The following is a 22874-nucleotide window of genomic DNA, read 5'->3' as shown; positions in this document are numbered from 1 at the left end:
CATCGGAGGTTCGCAAATGAAGAATTCGCCTTCCCTCGACGAACAGCTTGAGATGCACCGCAAGATGGTCATCGTGCGCCGGCTGGAGGAGCGGCTCGGCGAGTTGCACAAGGCCGGCAGGACGCGCGGGCCGATCCACCGCTGCGACGGCCAGGAAGCCGTCGGCATCGGCGCCACCGCCGTGCTCGGCACGAGCGACTTCGTCACCTCCACCCATCGCGGCCATGCCCATTACATCGGCAAGGGCGTCGACATTCGCGGCGTGACCGCCGAGATCCTCGGCCGCGCCACCGGCACCTGCGGCGGGCGCGCCGGCCATATGCTGATCGGCGACAGGGACAACGGCATGATCGGCGGCAACGCCATCGTCGGCGGCTCCATTCCCGCCGCCACCGGCATGGCGCTGTCGATCCAGGTGCGTGGCACGGCTGATGTCGCCATGTGCTTCTTCGGCGACGGCGCCGCCCAGACCGGCATCTGCCATGAATCGATGAACATGGCCGGGCTGTGGAAGCTGCCGGTCGTCTTCATCCTCGAACACAACCAGTTTGGCCTAACTGTCCACCACACTGTCCAGTCGCCGGTGGCCGATCTTAGCATCCGCGCCGCCGGCTACGCGATGCCGGCGGAGATCGTCGACGGCAATGACACGGTGGCGATGTACCGGGCGGTAGCGACCGCGGTGGAGCGTGCCCGCCGTGGCGAGGGCCCGACCCTGATCGAGGCCAAGACCTACCGCATGCAGGGTTTTTCCACCTCAGACATGGGCGGCTACCAGAGCGATGCCGACCTCGCGGAATGGAACCGGCGCGATCCCATCCAGGTGAGCCGCCGGGGCCTTGCCGATGCCGTCAGCGCGGAGCGGCTAGACCAGATCGAGGCCGGCGCCGTCGCCGAGGTCGATGCCGCGGTTGAGGAGGCCCTCGCGGCCCCCTTGCCGACTTTCGAGCTCTTCACCCGTAGCTCCCCCTACGCCACCGCGCCGGAGGCCGTCTGATATGGCGATGATGCGATATGCCGAAGCGCTGAATCAGGCGCTGCGCGAGGAAATGCAGCGTGATTCCAGCGTCTTCCTGTTCGGCGAGGACATTGGCCGCTATGGCGGCGTGTTCAAGGTCACCAAGGGGCTGATGGACGAATTCGGCGAGAGCCGGGTGCGCGACACGCCGATTTCCGAGCAGGCCCTGGCCGCTATGGCGGTTACCGCCTCCATGACTGGCACCCGCCCGGTGCTAGAGATCATGTATGCCGATTTCATGCCCCTCGTGCTCGACGCACTGATCAACCAGGCCTCGATCTACGAATATCTCTGGCAGAACGTGACCATGCCCTTCGTCCTGCGCACCCAGGGCGGCGGCGGCGCGGGGGCGGGGGCGCAGCATTCCAAGAGCCTCGATTCCCTCGTCGCCCATATTCCCGGGATCAAGGTGGTGGCGCCGGTGACGCCGGCCGACGCCAAGGGCCTGCTGAAATCCGCCATCCGCGACAGCCAGCCGGTGATCTTCCTCGAACACAAGCTGCTCTACAACCTGCGCGACGAGGTATCCGACGATCCCGAGCTTCTGGTGCCGATCGGCAAGGCGAAGACGGTGCGGGAGGGCACGGACGTGTCGATATTCGCGACGTCGCGCATGGTGCTGGAGAGCCAGAAGGCGGCCGAACTCCTGGCGCAGGATGGCATTTCCGCCGAGGTGATCGACCTGCGCACCCTGCGCCCGCTTGATCTCGACGCCATCACCGCCTCCATCGCCAGGACGCACCATGCGGTGGTAGTGAACGAGGGCTGGCGCTTCTGCGGTTATGCCGCCGAGCTTTCCGCCACCATCATGGACTTCGCTTTCGACAACCTCGACGCGCCGGTGGCCCGGGTGACCCTGCCCGACATGCCGGTGCCCTATGCCGAGCCGCTCGAACTCTCCGTCCTGCCGAACGCCGCGCGCATCGCCGATGCCGCGCGCGCCACGCTGAAGTGAGGGGGCGGCCGTGAAGGGGAGGATCTTGCCGTGACAGATATCACCGTCGTCGGCGCTGGCGGCGAATACATGGAATCCGTCGTCGTGGTCTCCTGGCACAAGACGCCCGGCGAATACGTCGCGGCGGGCGAGCTCGTCGTCACCGTCGAGACGGCCAAGGCGGCCACCGAGATCGAGGCCCCGGTTTCCGGCATTCTGGCCGACATCCGGGCGCAGATCGGCGAGGAAGTGGCGATCGGCACGGTGCTCGGCACCATCCGCGACGGCACGGTGGAAAGCGCGCCGGCCACGGCCGCGCCGACAGCCGCTGCCGTTCCTGCCGCCCCCGCTGCGCCGGCCCTCGTTCCCGTGGCACCACCCGTCGCCACTGCCAGGCCGACACGGATCAACGCCTCCCCGCTTGCCCGGCGCATTGCCGCGAGCCGGGGGATCGACCTGTCAGCGATCGTCCCCTCCAGCCCCTCCGGCCGCATCAAGCTGCGTGACGTCGAGGCCGTCGATAGGGCGCGCGAGGCTCCGGAAAGACATTCCGTGGCGTCTGGGCCGACCTCTCCGGCCCCCAGCATCAGCCTCACCCGGCGTGGCAGCGGGAGCCGCACGCCCTTCGTGTTCCTGCACGGCTTCGGCGCCGACGGCTTCTCCTGGCAGCCTCTACTCGCGACACTCGGCGCCGACCATGCCGCGGTGCTGGTGGACCTGCCTGGTCACGGCCGTTCGCCGGCGCTTTCCAATGCCGGCAGCTTTGAAGACCTCGCCTCCGCCGTCGCGCAGGCGCTAACGGAGACCGGCATTGGGGAGTGTCATCTCGTTGGCCATTCGCTGGGCGGCGGTGTCGCCATCGCTCTCGCCGAAACTGGCCGCGTGGCCCTGCGCTCGCTCACGCTGATCGCGCCGGCGGGGCTAGGCCCGGAGATCGACGGGGATTTTCTCGATGGCTTCTGCCGCGCGACCCGTGCGGAAAGCCTGAGGCCCTGGCTGCTGCGCCTCTTCGCCGATCCGTCCATCGTGTCGCCCGGCTATGTCCAGGCGACACTTAAGGCGCGCGGCGAAGACCACCGGCGAGCGCAGACCACCCTGGCCGACAGGCTTTTCCCCGACGGCACGCAGGCTTGGGAGATGCGCGCGGCGCTGCGCCGTGTGGCGGTGGCGCAGAAGATAATTTGGGGCGAATGCGACCGCATCATCCCGATGCGCCACGCGCTCGGCGCCGGCCCCGAAACGGCCATCCACCTGCTGCCTCATGTCGGCCACATGCCTCATGTCGAGGCCCCGGCAACGGTGGCGCGGTTGATCCTGCAAAACGCCCGCTGCGCCGGCCGAAACGGAGCGGGGGCGACATGAAACCGACGGCGATCGTGACAGGCGCGACAGGCGGCATCGGTCGCGTCATCGTCGCCGAGCTCACTCAGGCGGGCTATGCGGTGCTTGCGCTGGGCACCAATGCGGACGGCCTCGCCGACCTCGCCCGCCGAACCGGCTGCCGCAGTCGCACGCTCGACATCCGCGATGCGCTCGCGGTGATGGCGGCACTGGCGGACGAGACAGCCGATGTTCTGATCCACTGCGCGGGCATTCTCGGGCCGCAGATTCCGCTCCACGAAACGCCCGGCGATGTCGCCGAGGCCCTCGTCGCGATCAATATTCTCGGCACCGTCAACCTGCTGCGGGCGGTGGTGCCGGCCATGAAGGCCGCCGATGCCGGCACCATCGTGCTGCTGGGCTCGATCTGCGGTACGGTTCCCGGCACCGGGCCGGCGCTCTACAGCGCCACCAAGGCCGCCATGCATGCCATGTCGGCCAATCTGCGGGTGGATCTGCGTGACAGCCACATCCGCGTGACCGAGATCCTGCTCGGCCGTGTGCAGACCGGCATTCACGACCAGCTTGGCACCGAAGACGAATTCTATGACGGCTATGAGTGCCTCACCCCCGCCAATGTGGCCGCAACCATCCTGCATGTCCTGAGCAGTCCGGCCTTCGTCGATCTCAGCACCATCGAAATGCTCCCGACCCGGCAGGTTGTCGGCGGTGCGCTTTTCTCCAAGGGATAACAGTCACATGCCCTCGCTTTCTTTCAACCTTGACGGGATCGCGCACGAGATCGAGCTCTATCCCGACCTCGCACCGGTAACTATAGGCAAGGTGATCGCCAGTTTGCCGGCTGCGCTCGACATCCACTGCGCCAAGATCGCAGGGCAGCACATCTTCTGGCACGCGCCCGTCGTGGCCGATATCGAGAAGCCGGCGGACATCCTCACCCTTCCGGCTGGCACCTTCCTTTATTGGCCGGAACGCCAGTTCCTGGAACTGATCTACGGGGATCTGCAGGCGGAGAAGGCGCAGGTTTCGGTGCTCGGGCGGCTGACCGGGGATCTTGGCTGGCTGAAGGATTTCGGCCGCCGCGTGGTCGAGAATCACGGCCAGGAGCCGCTGCTGGCCCAGCTCGCCGCCAATGAGGACGCGCTCGCCCTCGCTCTGCCAGAAAAGTCATTTACCTCGCCGGGGCTGAATGCCCTGCGGGCCGCGCGCAAGGCGATGTGGCAGGCGCCGCCGGAAGAGATGTATGCATTGCTGCGCCGGGAGGGGATGATGATCCCCTATGGCCCGCTCGCCATGGCGGAAGGGGAGCTTCGCAAGCTGCACGAACTGATCTGGCGCCTGCGCAGCCCCTCCTACGGCATCGGTACCGCCGAGCGCGCGAGCGTGCTGTCCTTCCTCATCAACGCTTTCAATGCGCGCATCGACGGCTTCTGCGCCATGCACGCCACCGGTAAGGTGCTGGACGACGCCAAGGCGCTGCTCAGCGCGCCGGACGACATCGACGACGTGATCGAGGAACTGGTGCTTTTCACCGGCCGCGCCGCCGCGTGGCTGGACACGTTCATTCCCTGGAACGCCCTCAACGAGGCGACCCGGACCGCCCTTGCCCGGCAGGATCTGCGCTGAGCCCACGCGCTTCTGCCTAGCGAGAACGGGCGCCTCATCGCGGGGGGCGCCCGTTTCCGTAGGTGCGGAACGTTCAGTTGAGGCCGAAATAGATCCGCTCGACGCGGTTCAGCACCCGGGAGGGCTCGTCAGCATAGTCGCGGGTCACCGGCTCGTTTCCGTCGATCTCGACGAAAAGTCGCCATTTGCCGTCCGAGCTGTTTAGCCCGCAGGCCGGGAACATCATGTGATGGTGCCAGCTCGTGCCCTCCTTCGCCGCCGCCTCGATGAGGGCGAGCAGGGCCTCGTCCTCATCCGACAGGCTGACCCCGGCCGGCTTGTCGGCGAGGGCGTCCGTGCCGTGCAGCAGAGGCAGGAGCTGCTTGTTCACCGCCGTCGGCTTGTCGTCGTAGAAGGCGCAGAGCGCCCGCTTCGCGTCGGTCAACTCCAACAGGAAGGTGTAGGCGCCGGGCTTCGGGCTGAAGGTGCAGCGGGGTGCCAGCACATGAAAGTGCCAGGCCTGCTGGCTTGCATGCGCGGCGGTTGCCGCCGCGACGATGCCCGCCTCGTCCACGACCTCGAAGCTCAGGGGCAGGCCGGAATGGCAGGACTGGCACATGGGAAATCTCCGTCCGTTCCAGAGCCGTTCCGGGGAAGACCCGTTCACCGGAAAGGCTCTATCCATTTGTTTTATGCACTTTCTTTACGCGAGCCGGAATGCACGTCGCGTGAAATGGGAGCCGGTCATTCACAGCCAATGACGGCCGTCGCCGAGATTTCGACCAGCACGTGCGGCACTGGGAAAGCGACGACCAGCGCCGCATTGGTCGGCAGGATGTCGCCGAAGATCACGCCGAGTTCAGGGCCGACCTCCTTGAATACTTCCGGCGCCGTCACGTAGGTGGTGATCTGGACAATGTCCTTGAGCGAACCGCCGGCGGCCGCCAGCGGAAGCTCGAAATTCTTGATGATCTGGCGCACTTGGCCGACCGCATCCTCCGGCATCTTGCCGGCCGCATAGTCCATGCCGATAGTGCCGGAAATGTACAGCGTGTTACCCGCCTTCACGGCGCGGGAGTAGCCGAAGAGCTTCTCGAACTGAGAGCCGGAGGAAATATTCTGGCGCTTTACCATGGAGGTCTCCATCAGGAATGGGGCCCTCGGGCGAGGGCCGCACGAGGGATCAGGCGCCCGCCTTGGGCGCCATGAGGAAGCCGTTGGCGAGCCAGCCGCCATCGACGGCGAGGTGATGGCCGGTCGTCATGCCCGCCTCGTCGCCGGCGAGGAAGCCGCAGGCGGCCGCAACCTCTTCTGGCTCGGCGATACGGCGCAGCGGCGTGCGGCGCGAGACGGCATCGACATCGTAGATGCCGCGGTCGATCAACTCTTGGACCATTGGTGTGCGGGTGCCGGTGGGCGCCACACTATTGACCCGGATGCCGAGCGGACCCCACTCCACCGCCAGTGAATTGGTGAGATTGACGACGCCCCCTTTGGACGCGCAATAGGCGGTGCGGCTGGGGGCGCCCTGGAAGCCATAGACCGAGCTGATATTGACGATCGAGCCGCGGCCTGCCTTTGCCATGTGGCGCGCCGCCGCCTGGCAGACGATCCAGGTACCGATCAGATTGACCTCGATCACCTCACGGAAAATGTCGATCCGCGCCTCAAGCGCCGGTTCGACCACCACAACGCCTGCCGAGTTCACCACCGCATCGATGCCGCCATAGGCCGCGACCATCGCGTCGACCACATCGGCTATTGCCGCCTCGTCAGTCACCGAGGCGGCATGGCTCAGCACCTCGGTGCCCGGTGGCAGCTTGGCAATGGTGGCGGCCAGCGCTGCGGGGGCGATGTCGACAAGACACAGGCGCGCGCCCTCGCCCGCGAAGAAGCCGGCTGCCGCCATGCCGATTCCATTTCCGGCACCTGTGATGAGAACCCGCCGACCTGCGTGACGCTGCATATCCATCCCCTCCACTATTATATAACAAATGACACACTTGCCGAGTGAGGCAAGGAGAAAGGGGCGCCCCTTCACCCAGGATCGGGCCCGGAAAGAGAGAGATCGCAGCATAGGCGCGGAAAAGTTCCTTTATTTTCAGGCGATTGTAAGGATCTCCAAATGAGCGCCCCGCCCGGCGAATCTTCATTTGACAGGGGGGCTAAGATTTATACGATATAACAAAAAGAGCGCTCCAAACCTGATCGCCCGCTTCGACAGACATCATGCGTGCCTATCGGCTTCCGCAAAGGGGAACATGGAAATGACTTTAGCTCGCGTTTGGAAAAAGTTAGCAAGGCTCTGCACGCACGGCATCGGCGCAGGCGCCCTCGGCCTTGCCGTCGTCACCGGGCTGCAGGCCGCGCCGGCCCATGCCGACGGGTACTGGTCGGAAGTACAGAAGCGCGGCACGCTGCGCTGCGCCTCCGCCATCTCGCCGCCTTATGTCATGAAGGACCTCAAGACCGGCGAGTATGGCGGCGCCTATCTCGACCTGTGCAAGCAGTTCGCCGACGTGCTCAAGGTGAAGATCGAGTTCGTCGACACCACCTGGGACAACGTCGTCGCCGGCCTTCAGGCGGGCAAGTGGGACATGTCGCCGGCGCTGAACCGCACCCCGGCTCGCGCCCTCGTCATCAATTACAGCGGCATCGCCGGCTATGATGAGATGAACTTCGCCTATCTCCTGGCGACTGAGAAGACCAAAAACCCGGCCGGCGATCTCTCAACCTTCGACGTGCCCGGCATGCGTATCGGCGTGATGTCCGGCTCGGCCCAGGACCACAAGGTCACCGAGCGCTTCAAGAAGGCGCAGATCGTCCGCCTTCCGGACGCCAACGGCCTGAATCTCGCGCTTCTCTCCGGCCGCGTAGACGTGGCGGGCGCGGATTCCACCACAAATCTGCTGCTTCAGACCGCCAATGCGGACAAGGTCGGTATTCTCGAAGCCCATCCCGCTCTGATGAAGCAGGGCATCTCCTTCGGCCTGCCGCCGCAGTTGACCTATCACGACATTCAGGTGCTCAACATCTTCCTCGAAGAGAAGGTGTCGCTGGGGGCCGTGGACGCCTCGCTCAAGCACTGGAGCGAAGTGTATCTCGCCGGCGCCAAGTGAGCTGACGGTTTCTGGAGCGGACGGCACCAGCCGGTGCCGTCCGCCTCCCTATTTCAGAAAAGAGGGGTCGGCATATTGTCCAGCTTCCTGAACGTGCAAGGACTGCGCAAGTCGTTCGGCGGGCACTTGGTCGTCCTCGACGACATCAATTTCCAGATGGAAGCCGGTGAGCGCGTCGTTATCATCGGGCCGAGCGGTAGTGGCAAGAGCACGCTGCTGCGCTGCGTGATGGGCCTGGAAAAGATTGACAAGGGCCGCATCGAACTTGAAGGCGCGCGCTACATCGAGGCCAACCCCAAGTCAAAGAAGGACAATTTCGTCGATATCCCCGTCCGTAACAAGGTCGGGATGGTGTTTCAGCACTACACTCTGTTCCCCCATCTCACCGTGCTCGGCAACCTCATCCTCGCGCCGATGCGCGCCCGCGGCGAAAGCCGTTCGAGCGCCACGGAACGGGCCATGCAGCTGCTGGACCGCCTTGGCCTGAAGAGCAAGGCCGGCGCCTTCCCCGGCATGCTGTCCGGCGGCCAGAAACAGCGCGTCGCCATTGCCCGCGCCTTGCTGCTCGACCCCAAGATCATGCTCTTCGACGAGGTGACCTCGGCCCTCGACCCCGAACTCGTCACCGAGGTGGAAGGGGTGATGCTTGAGCTCGCCGAGCAGAAGATGTCGATGATGATCGTCACTCACGACATGTGGTTCGCCAAACGCATAGCCACCCGGGTGATCTTCTCCGCCGATGGGCGGATCATCGAGGACGCGCCCCCCGCGAAGATGTTCACCAACCCCTCCGAGCCGCGCACCGCGGATTTCCTGAAGAAGGTCCTTCACGTCGAGACCATTTCCTGAGGAGTGGAGACGATGGGTCGTTATACCTGGGACTTCTCGGTCATCACGGCGAACTGGGACCCGCTAATGGCGGGGCTTGCGGTCACGCTGCAGCTCACCGCAATCTGCGCCGTCATCGGCCTCATCGGCGGCTTTCTGGTCTGCCAGATGGTGATGAGCCGCATCGCGCCGCTGCGCTGGGTGGCGATCGGCTTCATCGAGCTGTTTCGCTGTACCCCCGCGCTCGTGCAGATCATCTGGATCTTCTACTGCGTGCCGTATTTCTTCGGCGTTTTCTTCGATCCCTTCTACATGGCCATCCTGGCGTTGGGCATGAACATCACGGCCTTCAACGCCGAGGCCTACCGCGCCGCCATCCAGTCCATTCCCGCCTCGCATTACGACGCCTGCACGGCGCTCGGGCTTTCGCCGCTGAAGAAGACACTGTTCGTGATTCTGCCTCAGGCGGTGCTGATGGCGATCCCTGTGCTGCTTACCAACACCATCGGCCTGCTGCAGCAGACCTCGCTGGTTGCGATCGTTGCCATTGCCGACCTCATGTATGAGGGCAAGACGCTAGCAACCCAGACCTATCGCCCGATCGAGATCTACACCACGGTCGCCTTCATCTACTTCGCGCTCTCCGTCCCTCTCTCGCAGGCCGTGGGCCTGTTCGAGCGGCGCCTGCGCTCGCGCCTGGCCTGAGGAGAAGGACGACATGAACATCTCCGCCGCCCTCGACTTCCTCTGGGACTATCGCCTTGCGCTGTCCATCGGGCTCGGCAACACGCTGTATTTCACCGCCTTCGGCCTCGCTTTCGGCCTCGCCATAGGCTTCCTCGTAAGTGTGGTGCGCCAGGCCGGCCATCCGGTGCTGAAGGTGATCGCCACGACCTATGTGGAGATCTTCCGCGGCACGCCTGTATTGATCCAACTGTTCTGGTTCTTCTTCTGCCTACCGGCCCTTCTCGGGATGGAACTCGGCAACGTGTTCTCCACCGTGCTTACATTGTCGCTCTACATGGGGGCCATTTCCAGCGAGAGCTTCCGCGCGGCGCTGAAATCCATCGGCACCGAGCAGCGCGATGCCTGCATCGCCCTCGGCCTGCCGGCGCGGGTGAGCGTGCCTTATGTAATGCTGCCCCAGACGGTGCTGCGCGCCGTCCCTACGCTGCTGTCCAATTGTGTGACACTGTTCAAGGAAAGCGCGCTGGTCTCCGCTGTCGGCATGGCGGACCTGATGTATCAGGGCCAGATGATTGCCGATGCGACCGCCCGGCCGATCGAGATTCTCACGGCGACAGCATTGATCTATTTCATCATCGCCTTCTCGGTGACGCGGATCGTCTCCTTCTACGAGCGGGGCTATCTCGCCCGCATGCGGCTGTAGATTCTCTGTCGAGCGCTGCGCCCACGGGCTTACCGGAATTGGCCGCGCTTCCTCGGAGGCGGCCGTGCCGGTTTTCTTCCAAGCATGATGAGGCGCATGCCACCTTTCCGGCCAATGGCTGCGTGATCGAGGAGGTAAGAGGCCGTCCATGGTCGCAGTCGGCAGCGGCGTGGGATTAGGTTGGAGGCGACCGAGCCTGCCATGTTCCACTCACTGCCGTCATGCAGGCGGTGCTGCACAGCAGGGTGAACTCGTACGGCGCGCGGATTCAGATATCGAGACGCCATATGTTCGAACAGCGAGCAACAGAGCGAAATCGGCGGTCAATGGCGGAGGGAGCGTCAGCCGGCGTGAAATCCAGAGCCGTCCACCATCGTGCGATAAGCTTAGCACTATTAATGGCTTAGTTACAGCCGATTGTTCGGAATTGTCCATTGCAATCCCGCGCCAGCCCGATCAATATGTGGGGTGAAATGTGGGTTGTATGCTGATGAAGCAGCGCGGTCGTCATCGCGAGAAAGTCCTCACCGCCGTGCAAGTGCGGCAGCTCAAAGAGCCCGGTCGCTATGCTGATGGTAACGGCCTCTATCTTGTTGTCGATCCCACCGGCGCGAAGCGCTGGCTTTTGCGGACTGTTGTCCAAGGCAGGCGGCGGGACATCGGCTTAGGTGGGGCGGCGTTAGTCAGTCTGAGCGAGGCCCGCGAGCAGGCTCTGGCATATCGGAAGCTGGCCCGATCGGGCGGCGACCCACTCGCCCAGCGACAGAAGGAACAGGCGGTCCAGAAGCCGCTGACCTTTGAGGAAGCTGCGGTAGACGTGCATGAGGCGCACCGGGCCAGCTGGAAGAATGCGAAGCATGCCGCTCAATGGCTTTCGACGCTTCAGCAATATGTCTTTCCTGACATCGGTAATGTCCCGATAGCGCAGGTCGACACGCCCGACATTCTGCGCGTTTTAACCCCTATATGGCTCAGCAAACCAGAAACGGCCCGGAGAGTGCGGCAGCGCATTGGCGCCGTGTTGGACTGGGCGCGTGCGGCGGGTCATCGTGACGGCGAGAACCCGGTGCGAGGTGTTGCAAAGGGCTTGCCGAAGCAGACGCAGCAGGTTCGCCATCACGAGGCATTGCCCTATGCCAAGCTGCCCGAGTTCATTCTGCAATTGAGAAAGGCTGATTCGAGCCCCTTCGCGAAGCTGGCGTTCGAGTTCCTTATTCTCACGGCCACCCGCACCGGCGAGACGTTGGGGGCACGGTGGAGTGAAATCGACCGCGATCAGCGCGTTTGGACAATTCCCGCCGTGAGAATGAAGGCAGGGAAGCCACACCGCGTACCTCTGAGTGCCCGGGCGTTGGAGATCCTTGCCGATGCGCGCAGGTTCGATGTCACAAGCGACTACGTTTTTCCGGGGCGGAAATCCGATGCACCCCTTTCCAATATGGCGCTCGCGATGATCCTGAGGCGCCTTGGTAGCACCGTGACGGTGCACGGCTTTCGCTCCAGTTTTCGCGATTGGACGGCCGAAGTAACGAACTACCCGCGTGACGTTGCCCCCAACTTCTATCCAGCTGTTAGTTCGTTCTGGCGGTTGGATTTGCCCTCTCGGGCGTGCGGAGCGGCGGGGGCGGACGCGGCACCATTCATGGCGCGGAGCGTCGGATCCCGCCGCAGGTGGAACGTTGAGGCGAAGGCGCTTGGCGTCTGCCATCCGATCTTGGAGTGCGGCCGGGCGGTGTTGTAGTCGAGCTGCCACCGGGCGAGAGCGGCTCTGGCCTGGGACAGGCTGGAGAACAGCGTTTCGTTCAGCAGTTCGTCCCGCAGGCGGCCGTTGAAGCTCTCGATGAAGCCATTCTGCATCGGCTTGCCGGGTGCGATGTAGTGCCACTCGACCCTCGCCGCGTCAGTCCAGGCCAGAATGGCATTGGAGGTGAACTCGCTGCCATTATCGCTCACGATCATCTTCGGCCGCCCGCGCTCTGCCAGAAGCCTGTCGAGTTCGCGAGCGACCCTCACCCCGGATAGCGACGTGTCCGCTACCAGCGCCAGGCATTCGCGGGTGCAATCGTCCACGATGGCCAGCATCCGGAAGCGGCGGCCGTCGGTCATCTGGTCGGCAACGAAGTCGAGCGACCAGCGCTCGTTCGGTCGCATCGGGATCATCATCGGCGCCCGTGTCCCGATCGCTCGCTTGCGACCGCCCCGCCGGCGGACCATCAGCCGTTCCTCACGGTAGAGCCGGAACAGCCGCTTGTGGTTGACCCGGAAGCCCTCCCGCCGCAGCAGGACGTGGAGACGGCGATACCCGAACCGCCGCCGTTCCTGGGCGATGGCTTTCATCCGCTCCCGCAGCGAGGCGTCACTCCCGCGCCTGGCTTTGTATCTCATGGTCATACGGCAGAAGCCGGTGGCTTTACACGCCCGCCGTTCGCTCATCCCATGGGCATCCATGAGGTGGGCGACAGCCCTGCGCTCGGCAGCGGACGTCACCACTTCTTTCCCAGCAGATCCTTCAGCGCGACGTTGTCCAACATGGCGTCGGCGAGCATGCGCTTCAGCTTGGCGTTCTCATCCTCGAGCGCCCGCAGCCGCTTGGCCTCCGATATGTCCATCCCGCCGAAACGGGCCTTCCACTTGTAGATGCTGGCGTCGCTGACCCCGTGCTTCCGGCACAGGTCCGAGACCGGCACCCCGGCCTCGTGCTCCTTCAGGATCCCGATCATCTGCTCCTCGGTGAAGCGGCTGCGCCTCATGTGCTCTGGTCCTTTCAATGGGCCAGAACGAACTTCAAGCTGGATTAGCCAGGAGGGGCAACGTCACCGGCGCTGAAGCCAATGATCCTTTCTGGCACAGAGGTGCCGACGTGCCCTACCTCGCTTAATACCGCTTTTGGGCCTGTGCCGCTGCTAGAGGCAATGACTGAGATGGCGGCGCAAAGCGGACGCTCATGAGAGGCCGCTCGGGGGAGGCAAAGAGTGATGGGGGGCGGCTCACGGGATGTCCTGACCGCGTGGCCGACGCCCGTGGCATGGGTGAGGTGCAGTTCGAAGGGGACCATTTCGGCGTGCGCCGCAGCTGAGCCGTTGAGCCCTTCGGCCCGCAGGGCGCTTGGCCGCTTGCTCGCGGCGCGTCGTTGCCGAGGTGGCCGATCGCGTACCAGCCCACTCCCTCATCAGGAAGCCAAGCCGCCGTCAAACCATCACTTGCCGTTGTTGGCCACTTGGCCAATGCGGCAGGGATTATCGGTCAGGTCCAAAAGGGGTCACGAGGGCTCACCCGGGGGCTTGAGGCGACTGCCGCAAAACACCTGTTTTCGGTTGAGACAACTCCCGGCATGGCCCCATGCCAGATCGGTGGTGTGCTGGGAAGGAACACAGATGCCCGCCGCTTCACGAAGTAATTGTTATGTCGTTGAGGCGGATTGGTTGCGTTGGGCGAAATCCGAAGGCTGGTTTTGATGCGGAACCGCGCGCGCTTCGCGCACCGTGTCAGCCCTCTGTTGGTGCGAAGGCCACGGGGGAGGCGCGCTCTCTGCATATGTGACCTTCTATGTGGCTGGCAAAATGCGCTGCAGCCTCGGAAAGCCCCTCTCGTCGACGCCAGAGCATGAGGTCCACCGGCGGAAGGGCCGGCAGGCCGCAATTCTCGGGAAGATTGACGAGGCCGCGGGCGTAGACGGATTCGGCCAGGACGATGATCGCCGCATCCGCCAGCGCCATGGCCTGTAGCCCCGCAATGCTCTCCGAGACACAGGCGACGCGCCACTTGATTCCCGTCTCGTTGAGTTCCATCAGCGCCAGATCACGATACAGATTGCCTTCAGGCAGCAAGGCCAGGGGAATAGGTTCGCGCCGATGCGCGTCCCCCCCTTCGGCGCCGAGCCAGACCAGGGCCTCCTCGCGAAGATGGGTGGCGTGGGCGGATTTCGGTAGGACGCCCGGCATGCGCGTGACGATGGCCACATCGACAAGGCCGCTGTCCATGTCGGCGGCGATCTGCCGGGTCAGGTTGCAGCGGACCGACACCTCGACGCGAGGATAGGCCGCGCGAAAACTCGCCAGCGTCGCCGGAAGCAGGAACGCGGCATACAAATCCGGGCAGGCCAACGTCACGCGGCCCTCGATCTCATCGGAGGCGAGTTTGGCCTGCGCCTCGTCATGCATGCGGAGCACAGCCCGCGCATAGGGAAGAAGCATTTCCCCATATGGGGTCAGCCGTAGCTGGCGCAGGCTGCTCTCGAACAGGGGGCGGCGCGCCGCATCCTCCAGTCGACGTATTTGGAGGCTGATAGCGGGCTGCGTGCGGCCCAATTTCTCAGCAACGCGCGTCACACTTCGCTCTTCGACCATGAGAACGAAGGTTCGCAGCAAAACGATTTCGAGCGTCCGGATCATCAATAATAAATATCACTTATATTCAACCAAAACATTATAAATTTGTAGGTGCTAAGGCTTCACATATACACTGACATACGTAAAAATACTGAACATAAGATGGGCTAATGCACGTCATAAAGGCATCGAATGCGCACGGTTTGTGCACTGGACGGCTTGCGAAGGGGCGGCGCGGTGGATAAGCGCCCCGCCTTCCTCGAGGTCTGCACGGTCACGAAACGCTATGGCGGTCTCGTTGCGCTCGATGCCTGCACACTCTCGATCGCCACCGGAGGCATCACCGGCCTGATCGGGCCCAATGGCGCGGGCAAGACGACACTGCTCAACGTCATGACCGGGCTGGTCCGGCCCGATAGCGGCACGGTCCACCTGTCGGGTGCCGACATCACGTCGCTGCCCGTCCATCGCTTCGCCGAAATGGGCATGGCCCGCACCTTCCAGATCGTGCGTGAACTCGGCAGCCTCACTGTCTTCGAGAACCTGCTGCTGGCGCCGCGCCATCAGTCGGGCGAGGGCGTCGGCGCGGCCCTGTTCGGGCGGCGCAAATGGTGGGCCGAGGAACACGCCAATGCCGTGCGCGCCCGTGCCCTGCTGGAGCGCATCGGGCTCTGGCATCTGGCTGATCAGCCCTCCTCTGGCCTGTCCGGCGGACAGAAGAAGCTCCTCGATATAGCCCGGGCCCTGCTGCTCGAACCCCAGCTCATTCTTCTTGACGAGCCCGGAGCGGGCGTATCGCCACCGCTCAAGCTCGAAATGATCCGGCTGGTGCGTGAACTGAGAGCGGAAGGCGTCACCTTCGGCATCGTCGAACACGACATGCATCTGATCGGGGAGCTTTGCGACCACGTCCATGTGATGGCCGAAGGCCGGCTGCTGGTTTCCGGCTCTTTTGAGCAGATTTCGCGGGATCCGCGCGTCGTCGAAGCCTATCTCGGAGCAGCCGCATGACCGAGGGGAATAGCATTCCAGCCTTGGCGATCGAAGGTCTGCGCGCTGGTTATGGTCGGGGTGGCGACATTGTGCGCGGCATTGACCTGCGTCAGGACCCCGAGACCATCCTCGCGGTCATCGGTCCGAACGGCTCGGGCAAGTCGAGCTTCGTGAAGACCCTCGCCGGCCTGCTCGATGTCCGGGGCGGCTCGGTGAGGGTGACAGGCCATGACGTGACCCACGAGGCGCCCGCCAGCCGCGTCTCCGCCGGCCTCGCCTATGTCCCGCAGGAAGCGAACGTCTTTGCCAACCTGACGATCGGCGAGAATTTCAAGCTCGCCACCGAGTTCCTGCGCGGTCGCGCCGGAGTGGGGCCGGAACAGCGCGAGCGGGTGCTGGCGCTGTTTCCCGAACTGGCGGGACGCTTTCGCGCCCGAGCCGGGGACCTATCCGGCGGCCAGCGCCAAATGCTCGCCTTTGCCAGCGCGCTGCTGGCCAATCCGGAAGTCCTGCTGCTCGACGAACCGTCGGCGGGCCTCTCGCCCAAGATCGTCGACCAGACCATGGAGGCCGTACTGCGTGTCCGCGAGGCTGGCGTCACTGTGCTGCTGGTCGAGCAGAACGTAACTGCGGCCTTGCGCATCGCCGACGAGGCCGTCGTGCTTGTCGCCGGGCAGTTGAGCCTGCGCGCCCGTGCCGCCGATCTCCGTGCCGCCGATCTCGGCGAGCTTTTCTTCGCGAAGGTCGTCTGACATGGTCGCGCAGCTTTTCCTCAATGGCCTTGTCACCGGACTTCTGCTGGCACTTCCCGCCCTGGCGCTGACGCTCGTGTTCGGCGTGCTGAAATTTGCCAATTTCGCGGTGGGGGCGATGCTGACCCTGGGCGCCTATGCCGCCTGGGTCGCCAATACCCAATTGGGGCTTTCCCTGCCGGCGTCGGCGGCCGTTGCGGCCACCACCGTTGCGCTGACGGGCATACTGTCCGACCAGCTGGTGTTCGAGCGCCTGAAGAACCGCGACTCGATCTCGCTCCTGGTCGCGTCCATGGGGCTGTCGCTCGTCCTTGAGAACATCTGCCGCTTCTTCCTCGGCAATGCCAGCCGCAGCTTCGATGTGCCGATCTCCCGGCCGATGCGCTGGGAGGGCCTGCGCATCAATCAGGAGCAGATCACCACGGCCCTGACCGTGTGCGTCTGCCTGGTTCTGGTCCACCTGCTGCTGCGCCATTCTCCCCTTGGCCGGGCCATGCGCGCCGTTGCGGACAATCCCTCGCTCGCCGCGACGCGCGGCGTCGACCGGAGGTTGATCGCGCGCCTGACCTGGGCTCTCGTCGGGGCGCTCATCGGCCTTGCGGGTGTCCTGGCAGGCCTTGACCGTTCAATCGACCCGCAGATCGGCTGGAACTATCAGATCCCCATCTTCGCGGCGGCCATACTGGGCGGGCTGGGCTCACCCGTGGGCGCCGTCGTGGGTGCACTGGTCATCGGCCTAGCGGAAGAGATGTCCGCCCTCATCATCCCCACCAATTACCGGCAGATCGTAAGCTTCACGGTCATCCTCGTCCTGCTGCTGTTCCGGTCGAACGGCCTGTTGAGTGCCAAGGCGGTGCGAAAATGATCCCCTATCTCATTACGATCGCCATTCTCGTCATCATTGCCGCGCTGATCGGCCTTGCGCTCAATCTGCAATGGGGCCTCGCCGGTCTGGTCAATTTCGGCGTGGTCGGCTTCGTCGCGATCGGCGCCTACACCACTGCTCTGACGGCTCCGTCCATCGGCTGGCTCCCGGCCATGATCCTCGCTGCCCTTATCGCTGCCGCGCTCAGTGCAGGACTGGCGCTGCTCTCGATCCGCCTTGAGGAAAATTACCTTGCCATCATCACCATCGGCTTCGGCGAGGCGGTGCGCCTCGTCATCCTCAATGAGGGCTGGTTGACCAATGGCGCCCTCGGCATCGCCAATATCCAGCGCCCTTTCGCCAGCCTCACGGAGCAGTTCGGCGGCGACATCGTGTTCGTCATCTTCGCCATTGGCGTGCTGGCAGTGGTGTTCGTTGCCCTGGAGGGATGGACGAGGGCGCCGTTCGGCCGGGCGCTGCGCGCCATTCGCGATGATGCCACTATTTCGGCGGCTCTCGGCAAGCCGGTTTTCGCCCTGCGCGTTCGGGCCTTCGCCATAGGCGGCGCCGTCATGGGGCTCGCGGGTGCGCTGCAGGCCTTTTATCTCACCTATATCGACCCCAGCCAGTTCTCCGCCATCGTCACCTCCTATGCCTTCATGGCGGTGATCGCCGGCGGGCGCGGCTCCAATGTCGGGCTCCTGGTCGGCGCGGGTTCGATCATGGCCCTGCTTGAAGGCACGCGCTTCCTCAAGGACTTCATCTCGGTCATTGACGGCGTCCAATTGTCGGCGTTGCGGCTCGGCCTGATCGGCGTCGGCATCATATTGCAGCTGATCCTGCGCCCGCAGGGCCTCGTGCCCGAAGCTCGCCGCAAGGCCGCCGATGTGCTCGCAAAGCCGAGGGAGGCTGCCTGATGGCGCGCGTCACCCCCCTTCCATCCTCCGTGCTGTCGGCCGACCAGGCCGCGCTCTATGAGCGCTTTGCCTCGGGCTACGCGAACTTTCGCGGGCAGGCGGCAACGCTCGCCCATGTCCCGCCTGCCCTCGATGGACTTTACTCGATGCTGCTCGCCTTGCGGGCGCATGCCAACCTCCCGCTGCGCTATGTCGAGCTGACGGTGGTCACCGTCTCCAAGCTGAACGCCTGCCCTTATTGCGTCGCCCACCATGAGCCGCTTCTGGCGGTGGAGGGCGTGCCGGAGGATGCCATCGCGGCCCTGCCCGGCTTCGATCACCCCGCCTTCGACGCCAGCGACCGGCTTGTCATCGAATATGCCGGCCTCGTCACTCAGCGCGCCTGGGGAATACGCGACGACGTTTTCGAGCGGCTGCGGGGCTGCTTCTCGCAGAGCCAGATCGTCGAACTGACGCTGCGCATTTCCCTGGCCGGCTTCTTCAATCGCTTCAACGACGCATTGCAGGTCGACGACGACCTTCCCCCATCGTCCAGCCCTTCTGGAAAGGAAACACCCGATGAGTGAGCGTTCTTTCTCACCGAGCCGCCGAACGGTTCTTGCCGGCCTCGGCTCCCTTCCCCTCGGTTTCTCTCTGGGAGCGCCCGTCCTCGCGCAGGCGGTCGACGTGCCGATCGGTATGGTGCTGCCGTTCTCGGGCGCCACGGGTGCCTATGGCCCGGCCATGAAGCAGGCCGCCGAGCTTGTCGTCGCCAAGGTGAACAACGCAGGCGGAATTCTCGGCGGGCGCAAGGTCAAGCTGATCATCGAGGATTCCGAGACCAGTGCCACGGCGAGCGTCGCCGCCAGCAAGAAGTTGCTCGAAGTGGACAAGGTCGAGATGGTCGGCGGCTTCTGGGGCAGCCCGGAAGCACTTGCGGCCAAGCCGGTCATTCTGGCATCCGACAAGGTGCAGATGCTGTCCTGCGCCGCCGATGCCGTGACCGAAGGCGAGACCAAGGGGCTGATCTATCGGCTGCAGGCGCGCAGTTCGCAGTGGGGCCCGGCCGGCGCCAAGGTGATGGACAAGCTCGGCGCCAAGAAGGTGGCTGTGTTGGCGCAGCAGAATCCCTTTGTAGTGGCCATGATCGAGCCGTTCAAGGCCGAGATGGCCAAGCTCGGCGGCGAAGTGGTTGAGGTCGTGATGTATAATCCCGACCAGGCCTCCTACCGCGCCGAGGTCGAGAAGGTCTTCTCGCCCAGCTATGACGCCGTCTTCTGCCTTCCGCTGCTGACCGATTTCGTCTCCATCTCCAAGGAGATCTATCGCGGCGGGTTTGAATCCAAGGTGGTAGCCCTTGGAACCGGCGCTGATGCGGAGGGCAAGTTCATTCAGTCCGTAGGTCCCGAAGTCGCCGAAGGCATCTATCACCTTCAGCCCTCGCCGCCGATCGACAGCCCCTCCTATGCGAAGTTCGTCCAGGAAATGGGCGCGCCGGAGGGCACTGTCTTCCTGTTTGCCGGCAATGCCTGGGATCAGGCCTGCATCGCCATTCTGGCGATGGAGCATGCCAAGACGCAGGAAGCCGCCGTCTGGACCAAGTCGGTGCGCGAAGTGTGCAACCCGCCAGGTGAGCCGGTCGACGACATCGTGCAGGCACTGGCCATGGTGCGGGAGGGCAAGAAGATCAACTTCAACGGCGCGGGCAGCACCTGCGACTTCGACGACGCCGGCAACTCTCTCAACCGCACCTTCTACGTCCAGCTCATCAAGGACGGAAAGAACACGCCCTTTGCCGTCGTGAGCTGACACCCCTCTCGATCCCGCCCTCTTGAAATCAAACCGCGCGGCATTCGTGCCGCGCAGCAGGGAGGCGCGTGCCCTTGACGGCACGCGGTTAGACAATGAGCAATCCCAAGCAGATGCACCTATGTGGCTTCATGGTGGCGGGCCCGGTGGTGCATAGCCATGCCATCTGGCGCAACCCCGCCCATGAGACGCCCTTTCTGACCCTGCCGTACTATGCCGACATCGCCCGGACGCTTGAGCGTGGCATGTTCGATTTCGTCTTCTTCGCCGACCGGTTGGCCATTTCGGATCGGTACGGCGACAGCCATGAGATCGGCATCGGGCTTGGCGACCAGGACGCCACGCGCATGGATCCGATGCCGATCCTCGGCGCCATGGCGAGCGTCACCACCCATCTCGGCCTTGGCGCGACGCGTTCCACGACCTATGACGCGCCGTTCAACCTTGCCCGCGAGTTCGCCACGCTCGACCACTTGTCGGGCGGCCGCGCGGCGTGGAACGTCGTGACCTCGATGAACGATGGCGAAGCCCTCAATTTCGGCCTCGCCGCCCATCTCGGCCATGACGAGCGTTACGATCGGGCCGACGAGTTCCTGGAACTGGCGTTCAAGCTCTGGGACAGCTGGGATGCGGATGCCCTGATCCTTGACCGCGCCCGCGGCCTCTATGCCGACCCCGGCAAGGTGCACTACGCGAACCATGCCGGGACGTTCTTCCGTTCGCGCGGCCCGCTGAACATTCCACGCAGCCCGCAGGGCCGGCCGGTGATCATCCAGGCCGGTTCGTCGGGGCGGGGCAAGGCCTTCGCGGCGAAATGGTCGGAAGTGATCTTCGCGCTTCAGCCCAGCCTCACCCGCATGGCCGCGTTCAAATCCGACGTGGTACGCGCGCTGGAGGTGGAGGGGCGGCCCCCCGATGCGGCCAAGGTCATGATGGCCATCATGCCGTTCATCGGCAAAACCCGTGCAGAGGCAGAGGCCAAGCGCGATCTGCACGACAGCCTGGTCGATCCGCGCGTCGGCCTGTCAACCCTTGCCGCCCACGCCAACGCCGATTTTGGCTCGCTCCCATTGGATGCCACCGTCGACGAAATCTGCGATACCGGCAGCAAGGGAAACCTTGCCGCACTCCGCTCCATTGCCGGCAACGGATCCATGACGATCGCAGAGGCGGGCCGCATCTATGGCCGGGGCATCATGTGCCCGCGGACTGTCGGGACGGCTCGGGAGGTGGCCGACGAATTGATCGCCATCATCGATTCCGGTGCCGCCGACGGCTTCGTCATTTCGCCCGCTTTCCTCCCCGACACGTTCGAGGATTTCGTTGACGAGGTGGTGCCACTCCTACAGGCGAGTGGGCGGCTGCGTTCCTCCTATGCCGCAGGATCGTTGCGCGAGCGTCTGGCAGGTGTGGGAGACGCGACATGAGCGGCGAGCGGACGGCTAAGGCCGCTTCGCGCGCCAGTGTGGACGAGGCAGCATTTCGAGCCACCATGCGCCGTCTCGCGGCGGGCGTAACGGTCGTTACCAGCCGACATGGCGCGCGGCTTAATGGCATGACGGCCACGGCGGTATGCAGCGTCAGCGCCGACCCTCCACTCGTGCTCGTGGTCGTCAATCGCAGCAATGCCTCGCATGAGTTGATTACTCAAGGACGGGCCTTCGCGCTCAATTTCCTCAGTGCCGACCAGTCCGAGTTGGCGAGCCTATTTGCGAAACGCGGCGACAAGCCGTTCGACACGATCCCGCACAGGCTGGGAAAGACCGGCTGCCCTCTGCTTGAGGGATGCACTGCGCTGGTCGAATGCGAGCTTGAGACCCTTCACGATGTCGCCACCCATACGGTCTTCATCGGCCGCGTTATCGACAATGAAACCTCGGAGTGCGCGCCATTGACCTATCACGACGCGCGCTTTTGGGCGCTTCAGGCGCTCAACCAGCAACGCTGAAGCCAGAGCACCCACACCGTAGATGGCCGCAGCGGGAACCCCTACTGGCGTGACCCTGAAAACATGTGTTTTGCGGCAGGCGACGTCTCTCTGAATGTGGCCGGCAGCGACCGCCTGCGGAAGTGGCCGGAAATCCCTGCCGAATTAGCTTGATGGCCAACAACGGCAAGCGAGGGTTTGTCGGCAGCTTTGCCTCTGTTGCAGAGCGGAGCCAACCCGGCACCCTATCGAACACGTTGGCAAAGGCGCAAAGCGAGCAGGCGCCGAGCGGGCGAAGGGCTCAACGGCTCACATGCGGTACACGCCGAATTGGTCACAGCCGAACTGCACCTCACCCATGCCATGGGTACCGGCCGTGGGGCCGCCGCAGGGTGTGAGCCGTGAGCCGCCGCCCCATGATTTTTTGCTGCCCTCTAGCGGCCTCTCAGACGTCCGCTTTGCGCCGCCATTTCGGCCATTCATCTGGTGAAGGCCGCGGCCCAAAAGCGGACATTAGCGAGGTAGGGCAGGTGGGCACCTTGGCACCAGAAGTGATATTCAGCTCCGCCCGCAAAGCGGACCTTATGTCATGTCCCACCTTGTTGTCGGACGACGGTGGACCATACGGCCAAATCGGCTAAGCGCCAGCTGCTGTGCGTCCCCTGCAGCCGCTGACAATCGAACCGTCTTCGGTCGTTGGCAAGCTCGCACAGCCTTTCGCGCAGTTCTGTCTCCGGTGGAAGTCAGGATCGGGATTGCACCAACTTCCAATCGTGCCGACGATGGAACAGGCCCGCCATTACGGCGAATCATCAAGGCTTGCAGATGCGCACAGCACTCGCCTCGGGTGCCAAATCCCGCCATTTTTCGACAGATGCTCCTTACGCGTGGTCGCGTCCATATGTCAGTAAGCTGCGAGCGCCTAATCGTTATGCACCCTTTGCAGCCGAGATGAATTCCGGGAAGCTTCTTCTCGAACATTCGAGCGCCGCTAAGGCTAAAATATTACTCCTAATCTTCCGAATATAGGATCGATACAATTCCGCATGTCCAAAAAATTTGTATATGT

The 22874-nt window shown here is 64.1% G+C and carries 22 protein-coding genes and 1 pseudogene; 18 read left to right on the top strand and 5 right to left on the bottom strand.

Annotated elements, in window-relative coordinates; translation table 11 throughout:
* The first annotated feature begins 16 nt into the window (after nucleotides 1–16).
* From BLO63_RS08435 to BLO63_RS08415, 5 genes are read left to right on the top strand one after another with little or no spacing between them, the layout of a single operon-like run.
* Nucleotides 17–997, top strand: coding sequence for a thiamine pyrophosphate-dependent dehydrogenase E1 component subunit alpha (locus BLO63_RS08435; RefSeq protein WP_091439049.1), 981 nt, complete (start codon nucleotides 17–19; stop codon nucleotides 995–997).
* A 1-nt stretch (nucleotide 998) separates the two neighbouring features.
* Nucleotides 999–1973: an alpha-ketoacid dehydrogenase subunit beta gene (locus BLO63_RS08430; protein ID WP_091439046.1), complete on the top strand. Its 975-nt coding sequence runs from the start codon at nucleotides 999–1001 to the stop codon at nucleotides 1971–1973.
* Between the two features lie 30 nt (nucleotides 1974–2003).
* Nucleotides 2004–3314: an acetoin dehydrogenase dihydrolipoyllysine-residue acetyltransferase subunit gene (locus tag BLO63_RS08425; protein WP_091439044.1), complete on the top strand. Its 1311-nt coding sequence runs from the start codon at nucleotides 2004–2006 to the stop codon at nucleotides 3312–3314.
* On the top strand, nucleotides 3311–4024 hold the full coding sequence (locus BLO63_RS08420; RefSeq protein WP_091439041.1) for an SDR family oxidoreductase: 714 nt from the start codon (nucleotides 3311–3313) through the stop codon (nucleotides 4022–4024). Before BLO63_RS08425 ends, BLO63_RS08420 begins: the two co-directional genes overlap by 4 nt.
* A gap of 7 nt (nucleotides 4025–4031) precedes the next feature.
* The gene (locus BLO63_RS08415) at nucleotides 4032–4919 is read left to right on the top strand and encodes a hypothetical protein (protein WP_091439038.1); all 888 of its coding nucleotides are present in this window, start codon (nucleotides 4032–4034) and stop codon (nucleotides 4917–4919) included.
* Between the two features lie 73 nt (nucleotides 4920–4992).
* Here the strand turns inward: BLO63_RS08415 and BLO63_RS08410 are convergent, their stop codons facing one another.
* From BLO63_RS08410 to BLO63_RS08400, 3 genes are all read right to left on the bottom strand, one after another.
* The gene (locus BLO63_RS08410; protein ID WP_091439035.1) at nucleotides 4993–5517 is read right to left on the bottom strand and encodes a hypothetical protein; all 525 of its coding nucleotides are present in this window, start codon (nucleotides 5515–5517) and stop codon (nucleotides 4993–4995) included.
* A 125-nt stretch (nucleotides 5518–5642) separates the two neighbouring features.
* The gene (locus tag BLO63_RS08405) at nucleotides 5643–6032 is read right to left on the bottom strand and encodes a Rid family hydrolase (RefSeq protein WP_162841791.1); all 390 of its coding nucleotides are present in this window, start codon (nucleotides 6030–6032) and stop codon (nucleotides 5643–5645) included.
* A gap of 49 nt (nucleotides 6033–6081) precedes the next feature.
* Nucleotides 6082–6864 (bottom strand): SDR family NAD(P)-dependent oxidoreductase, encoded by a 783-nt coding sequence (locus BLO63_RS08400; RefSeq protein WP_162841790.1) that lies wholly within the window; start codon nucleotides 6862–6864, stop codon nucleotides 6082–6084.
* Between the two features lie 301 nt (nucleotides 6865–7165).
* Here BLO63_RS08400 and BLO63_RS08395 point away from each other — a divergent pair, with 301 nt between their 5' ends.
* From BLO63_RS08395 to BLO63_RS08375, 5 genes and pseudogenes are all read left to right on the top strand, one after another.
* Complete coding sequence (locus tag BLO63_RS08395; protein WP_091439025.1) at nucleotides 7166–8017, top strand: substrate-binding periplasmic protein; 852 nt, start codon at nucleotides 7166–7168, stop codon at nucleotides 8015–8017.
* 72 nt (nucleotides 8018–8089) lie between these two features.
* Nucleotides 8090–8866 carry an amino acid ABC transporter ATP-binding protein gene (locus BLO63_RS08390; protein WP_205409309.1) on the top strand — a complete coding sequence of 259 codons (777 nt, stop codon included), beginning with the start codon at nucleotides 8090–8092 and terminating at the stop codon, nucleotides 8864–8866.
* 12 nt (nucleotides 8867–8878) lie between these two features.
* Nucleotides 8879–9550 (top strand): amino acid ABC transporter permease, encoded by a 672-nt coding sequence (locus BLO63_RS08385; protein ID WP_091439022.1) that lies wholly within the window; start codon nucleotides 8879–8881, stop codon nucleotides 9548–9550.
* A 13-nt stretch (nucleotides 9551–9563) separates the two neighbouring features.
* Complete coding sequence (locus BLO63_RS08380; RefSeq protein WP_091439019.1) at nucleotides 9564–10235, top strand: amino acid ABC transporter permease; 672 nt, start codon at nucleotides 9564–9566, stop codon at nucleotides 10233–10235.
* 484 nt (nucleotides 10236–10719) lie between these two features.
* Nucleotides 10720–11733, top strand: a pseudogene (locus tag BLO63_RS08375) (tyrosine-type recombinase/integrase); the annotation flags it as partial.
* A gap of 62 nt (nucleotides 11734–11795) precedes the next feature.
* On the opposite strand, the gene BLO63_RS08370 reads toward BLO63_RS08375, so the two are convergent.
* Together BLO63_RS08370 and BLO63_RS08365 are read right to left on the bottom strand one after the other, a co-directional pair.
* A protein-coding gene (locus BLO63_RS08370; protein WP_091439017.1) for an IS3 family transposase occupies nucleotides 11796–12985 on the bottom strand; the annotation gives its coding sequence in 2 pieces (ribosomal slippage) (nucleotides 11796–12736 and nucleotides 12736–12985; 1191 coding nt in all).
* A gap of 735 nt (nucleotides 12986–13720) precedes the next feature.
* Complete coding sequence (locus BLO63_RS08365) at nucleotides 13721–14626, bottom strand: LysR substrate-binding domain-containing protein (protein ID WP_091439014.1); 906 nt, start codon at nucleotides 14624–14626, stop codon at nucleotides 13721–13723.
* A gap of 174 nt (nucleotides 14627–14800) precedes the next feature.
* Here BLO63_RS08365 and BLO63_RS08360 point away from each other — a divergent pair, with 174 nt between their 5' ends.
* The 8 genes from BLO63_RS08360 to BLO63_RS08325 all read left to right on the top strand — a co-directional run bounded on the left by BLO63_RS08360 (nucleotide 14801) and on the right by BLO63_RS08325 (nucleotide 21826).
* A complete protein-coding gene (locus tag BLO63_RS08360; protein ID WP_205409296.1) occupies nucleotides 14801–15574 on the top strand; it encodes an ABC transporter ATP-binding protein in 774 nt (257 codons plus the stop codon).
* Nucleotides 15571–16308 (top strand): branched-chain amino acid ABC transporter ATP-binding protein, encoded by a 738-nt coding sequence (locus tag BLO63_RS08355; RefSeq protein WP_091439009.1) that lies wholly within the window; start codon nucleotides 15571–15573, stop codon nucleotides 16306–16308. Before BLO63_RS08360 ends, BLO63_RS08355 begins: the two co-directional genes overlap by 4 nt.
* A 1-nt stretch (nucleotide 16309) precedes the next feature.
* Complete coding sequence (locus tag BLO63_RS08350) at nucleotides 16310–17173, top strand: branched-chain amino acid ABC transporter permease (protein WP_091439008.1); 864 nt, start codon at nucleotides 16310–16312, stop codon at nucleotides 17171–17173.
* Nucleotides 17170–18090 carry a branched-chain amino acid ABC transporter permease gene (locus tag BLO63_RS08345; RefSeq protein WP_091439005.1) on the top strand — a complete coding sequence of 307 codons (921 nt, stop codon included), beginning with the start codon at nucleotides 17170–17172 and terminating at the stop codon, nucleotides 18088–18090. Before BLO63_RS08350 ends, BLO63_RS08345 begins: the two co-directional genes overlap by 4 nt.
* Complete coding sequence (locus BLO63_RS08340; protein WP_091439002.1) at nucleotides 18090–18656, top strand: carboxymuconolactone decarboxylase family protein; 567 nt, start codon at nucleotides 18090–18092, stop codon at nucleotides 18654–18656. The genes BLO63_RS08345 and BLO63_RS08340 overlap by 1 nt, the downstream gene beginning before the upstream one ends.
* Nucleotides 18649–19878: an ABC transporter substrate-binding protein gene (locus BLO63_RS08335; RefSeq protein WP_091439000.1), complete on the top strand. Its 1230-nt coding sequence runs from the start codon at nucleotides 18649–18651 to the stop codon at nucleotides 19876–19878. Before BLO63_RS08340 ends, BLO63_RS08335 begins: the two co-directional genes overlap by 8 nt.
* 131 nt (nucleotides 19879–20009) lie before the next feature.
* Nucleotides 20010–21305, top strand: coding sequence for an LLM class flavin-dependent oxidoreductase (locus BLO63_RS08330; RefSeq protein ID WP_205409295.1), 1296 nt, complete (start codon nucleotides 20010–20012; stop codon nucleotides 21303–21305).
* A complete protein-coding gene (locus tag BLO63_RS08325; protein WP_091438996.1) occupies nucleotides 21302–21826 on the top strand; it encodes a flavin reductase family protein in 525 nt (174 codons plus the stop codon). Before BLO63_RS08330 ends, BLO63_RS08325 begins: the two co-directional genes overlap by 4 nt.
* Nucleotides 21827–22874 lie beyond the last annotated feature (1048 nt).

The sequence above is a fragment of the Ancylobacter rudongensis genome, from assembly GCF_900100155.1.
GTDB classification, from domain to species: Bacteria; Pseudomonadota; Alphaproteobacteria; order Rhizobiales; family Xanthobacteraceae; genus Ancylobacter; species Ancylobacter rudongensis.
Note: the sequence above shows the minus strand (reverse complement) of the source record. Positions and strands in the feature narration are given on the sequence as shown.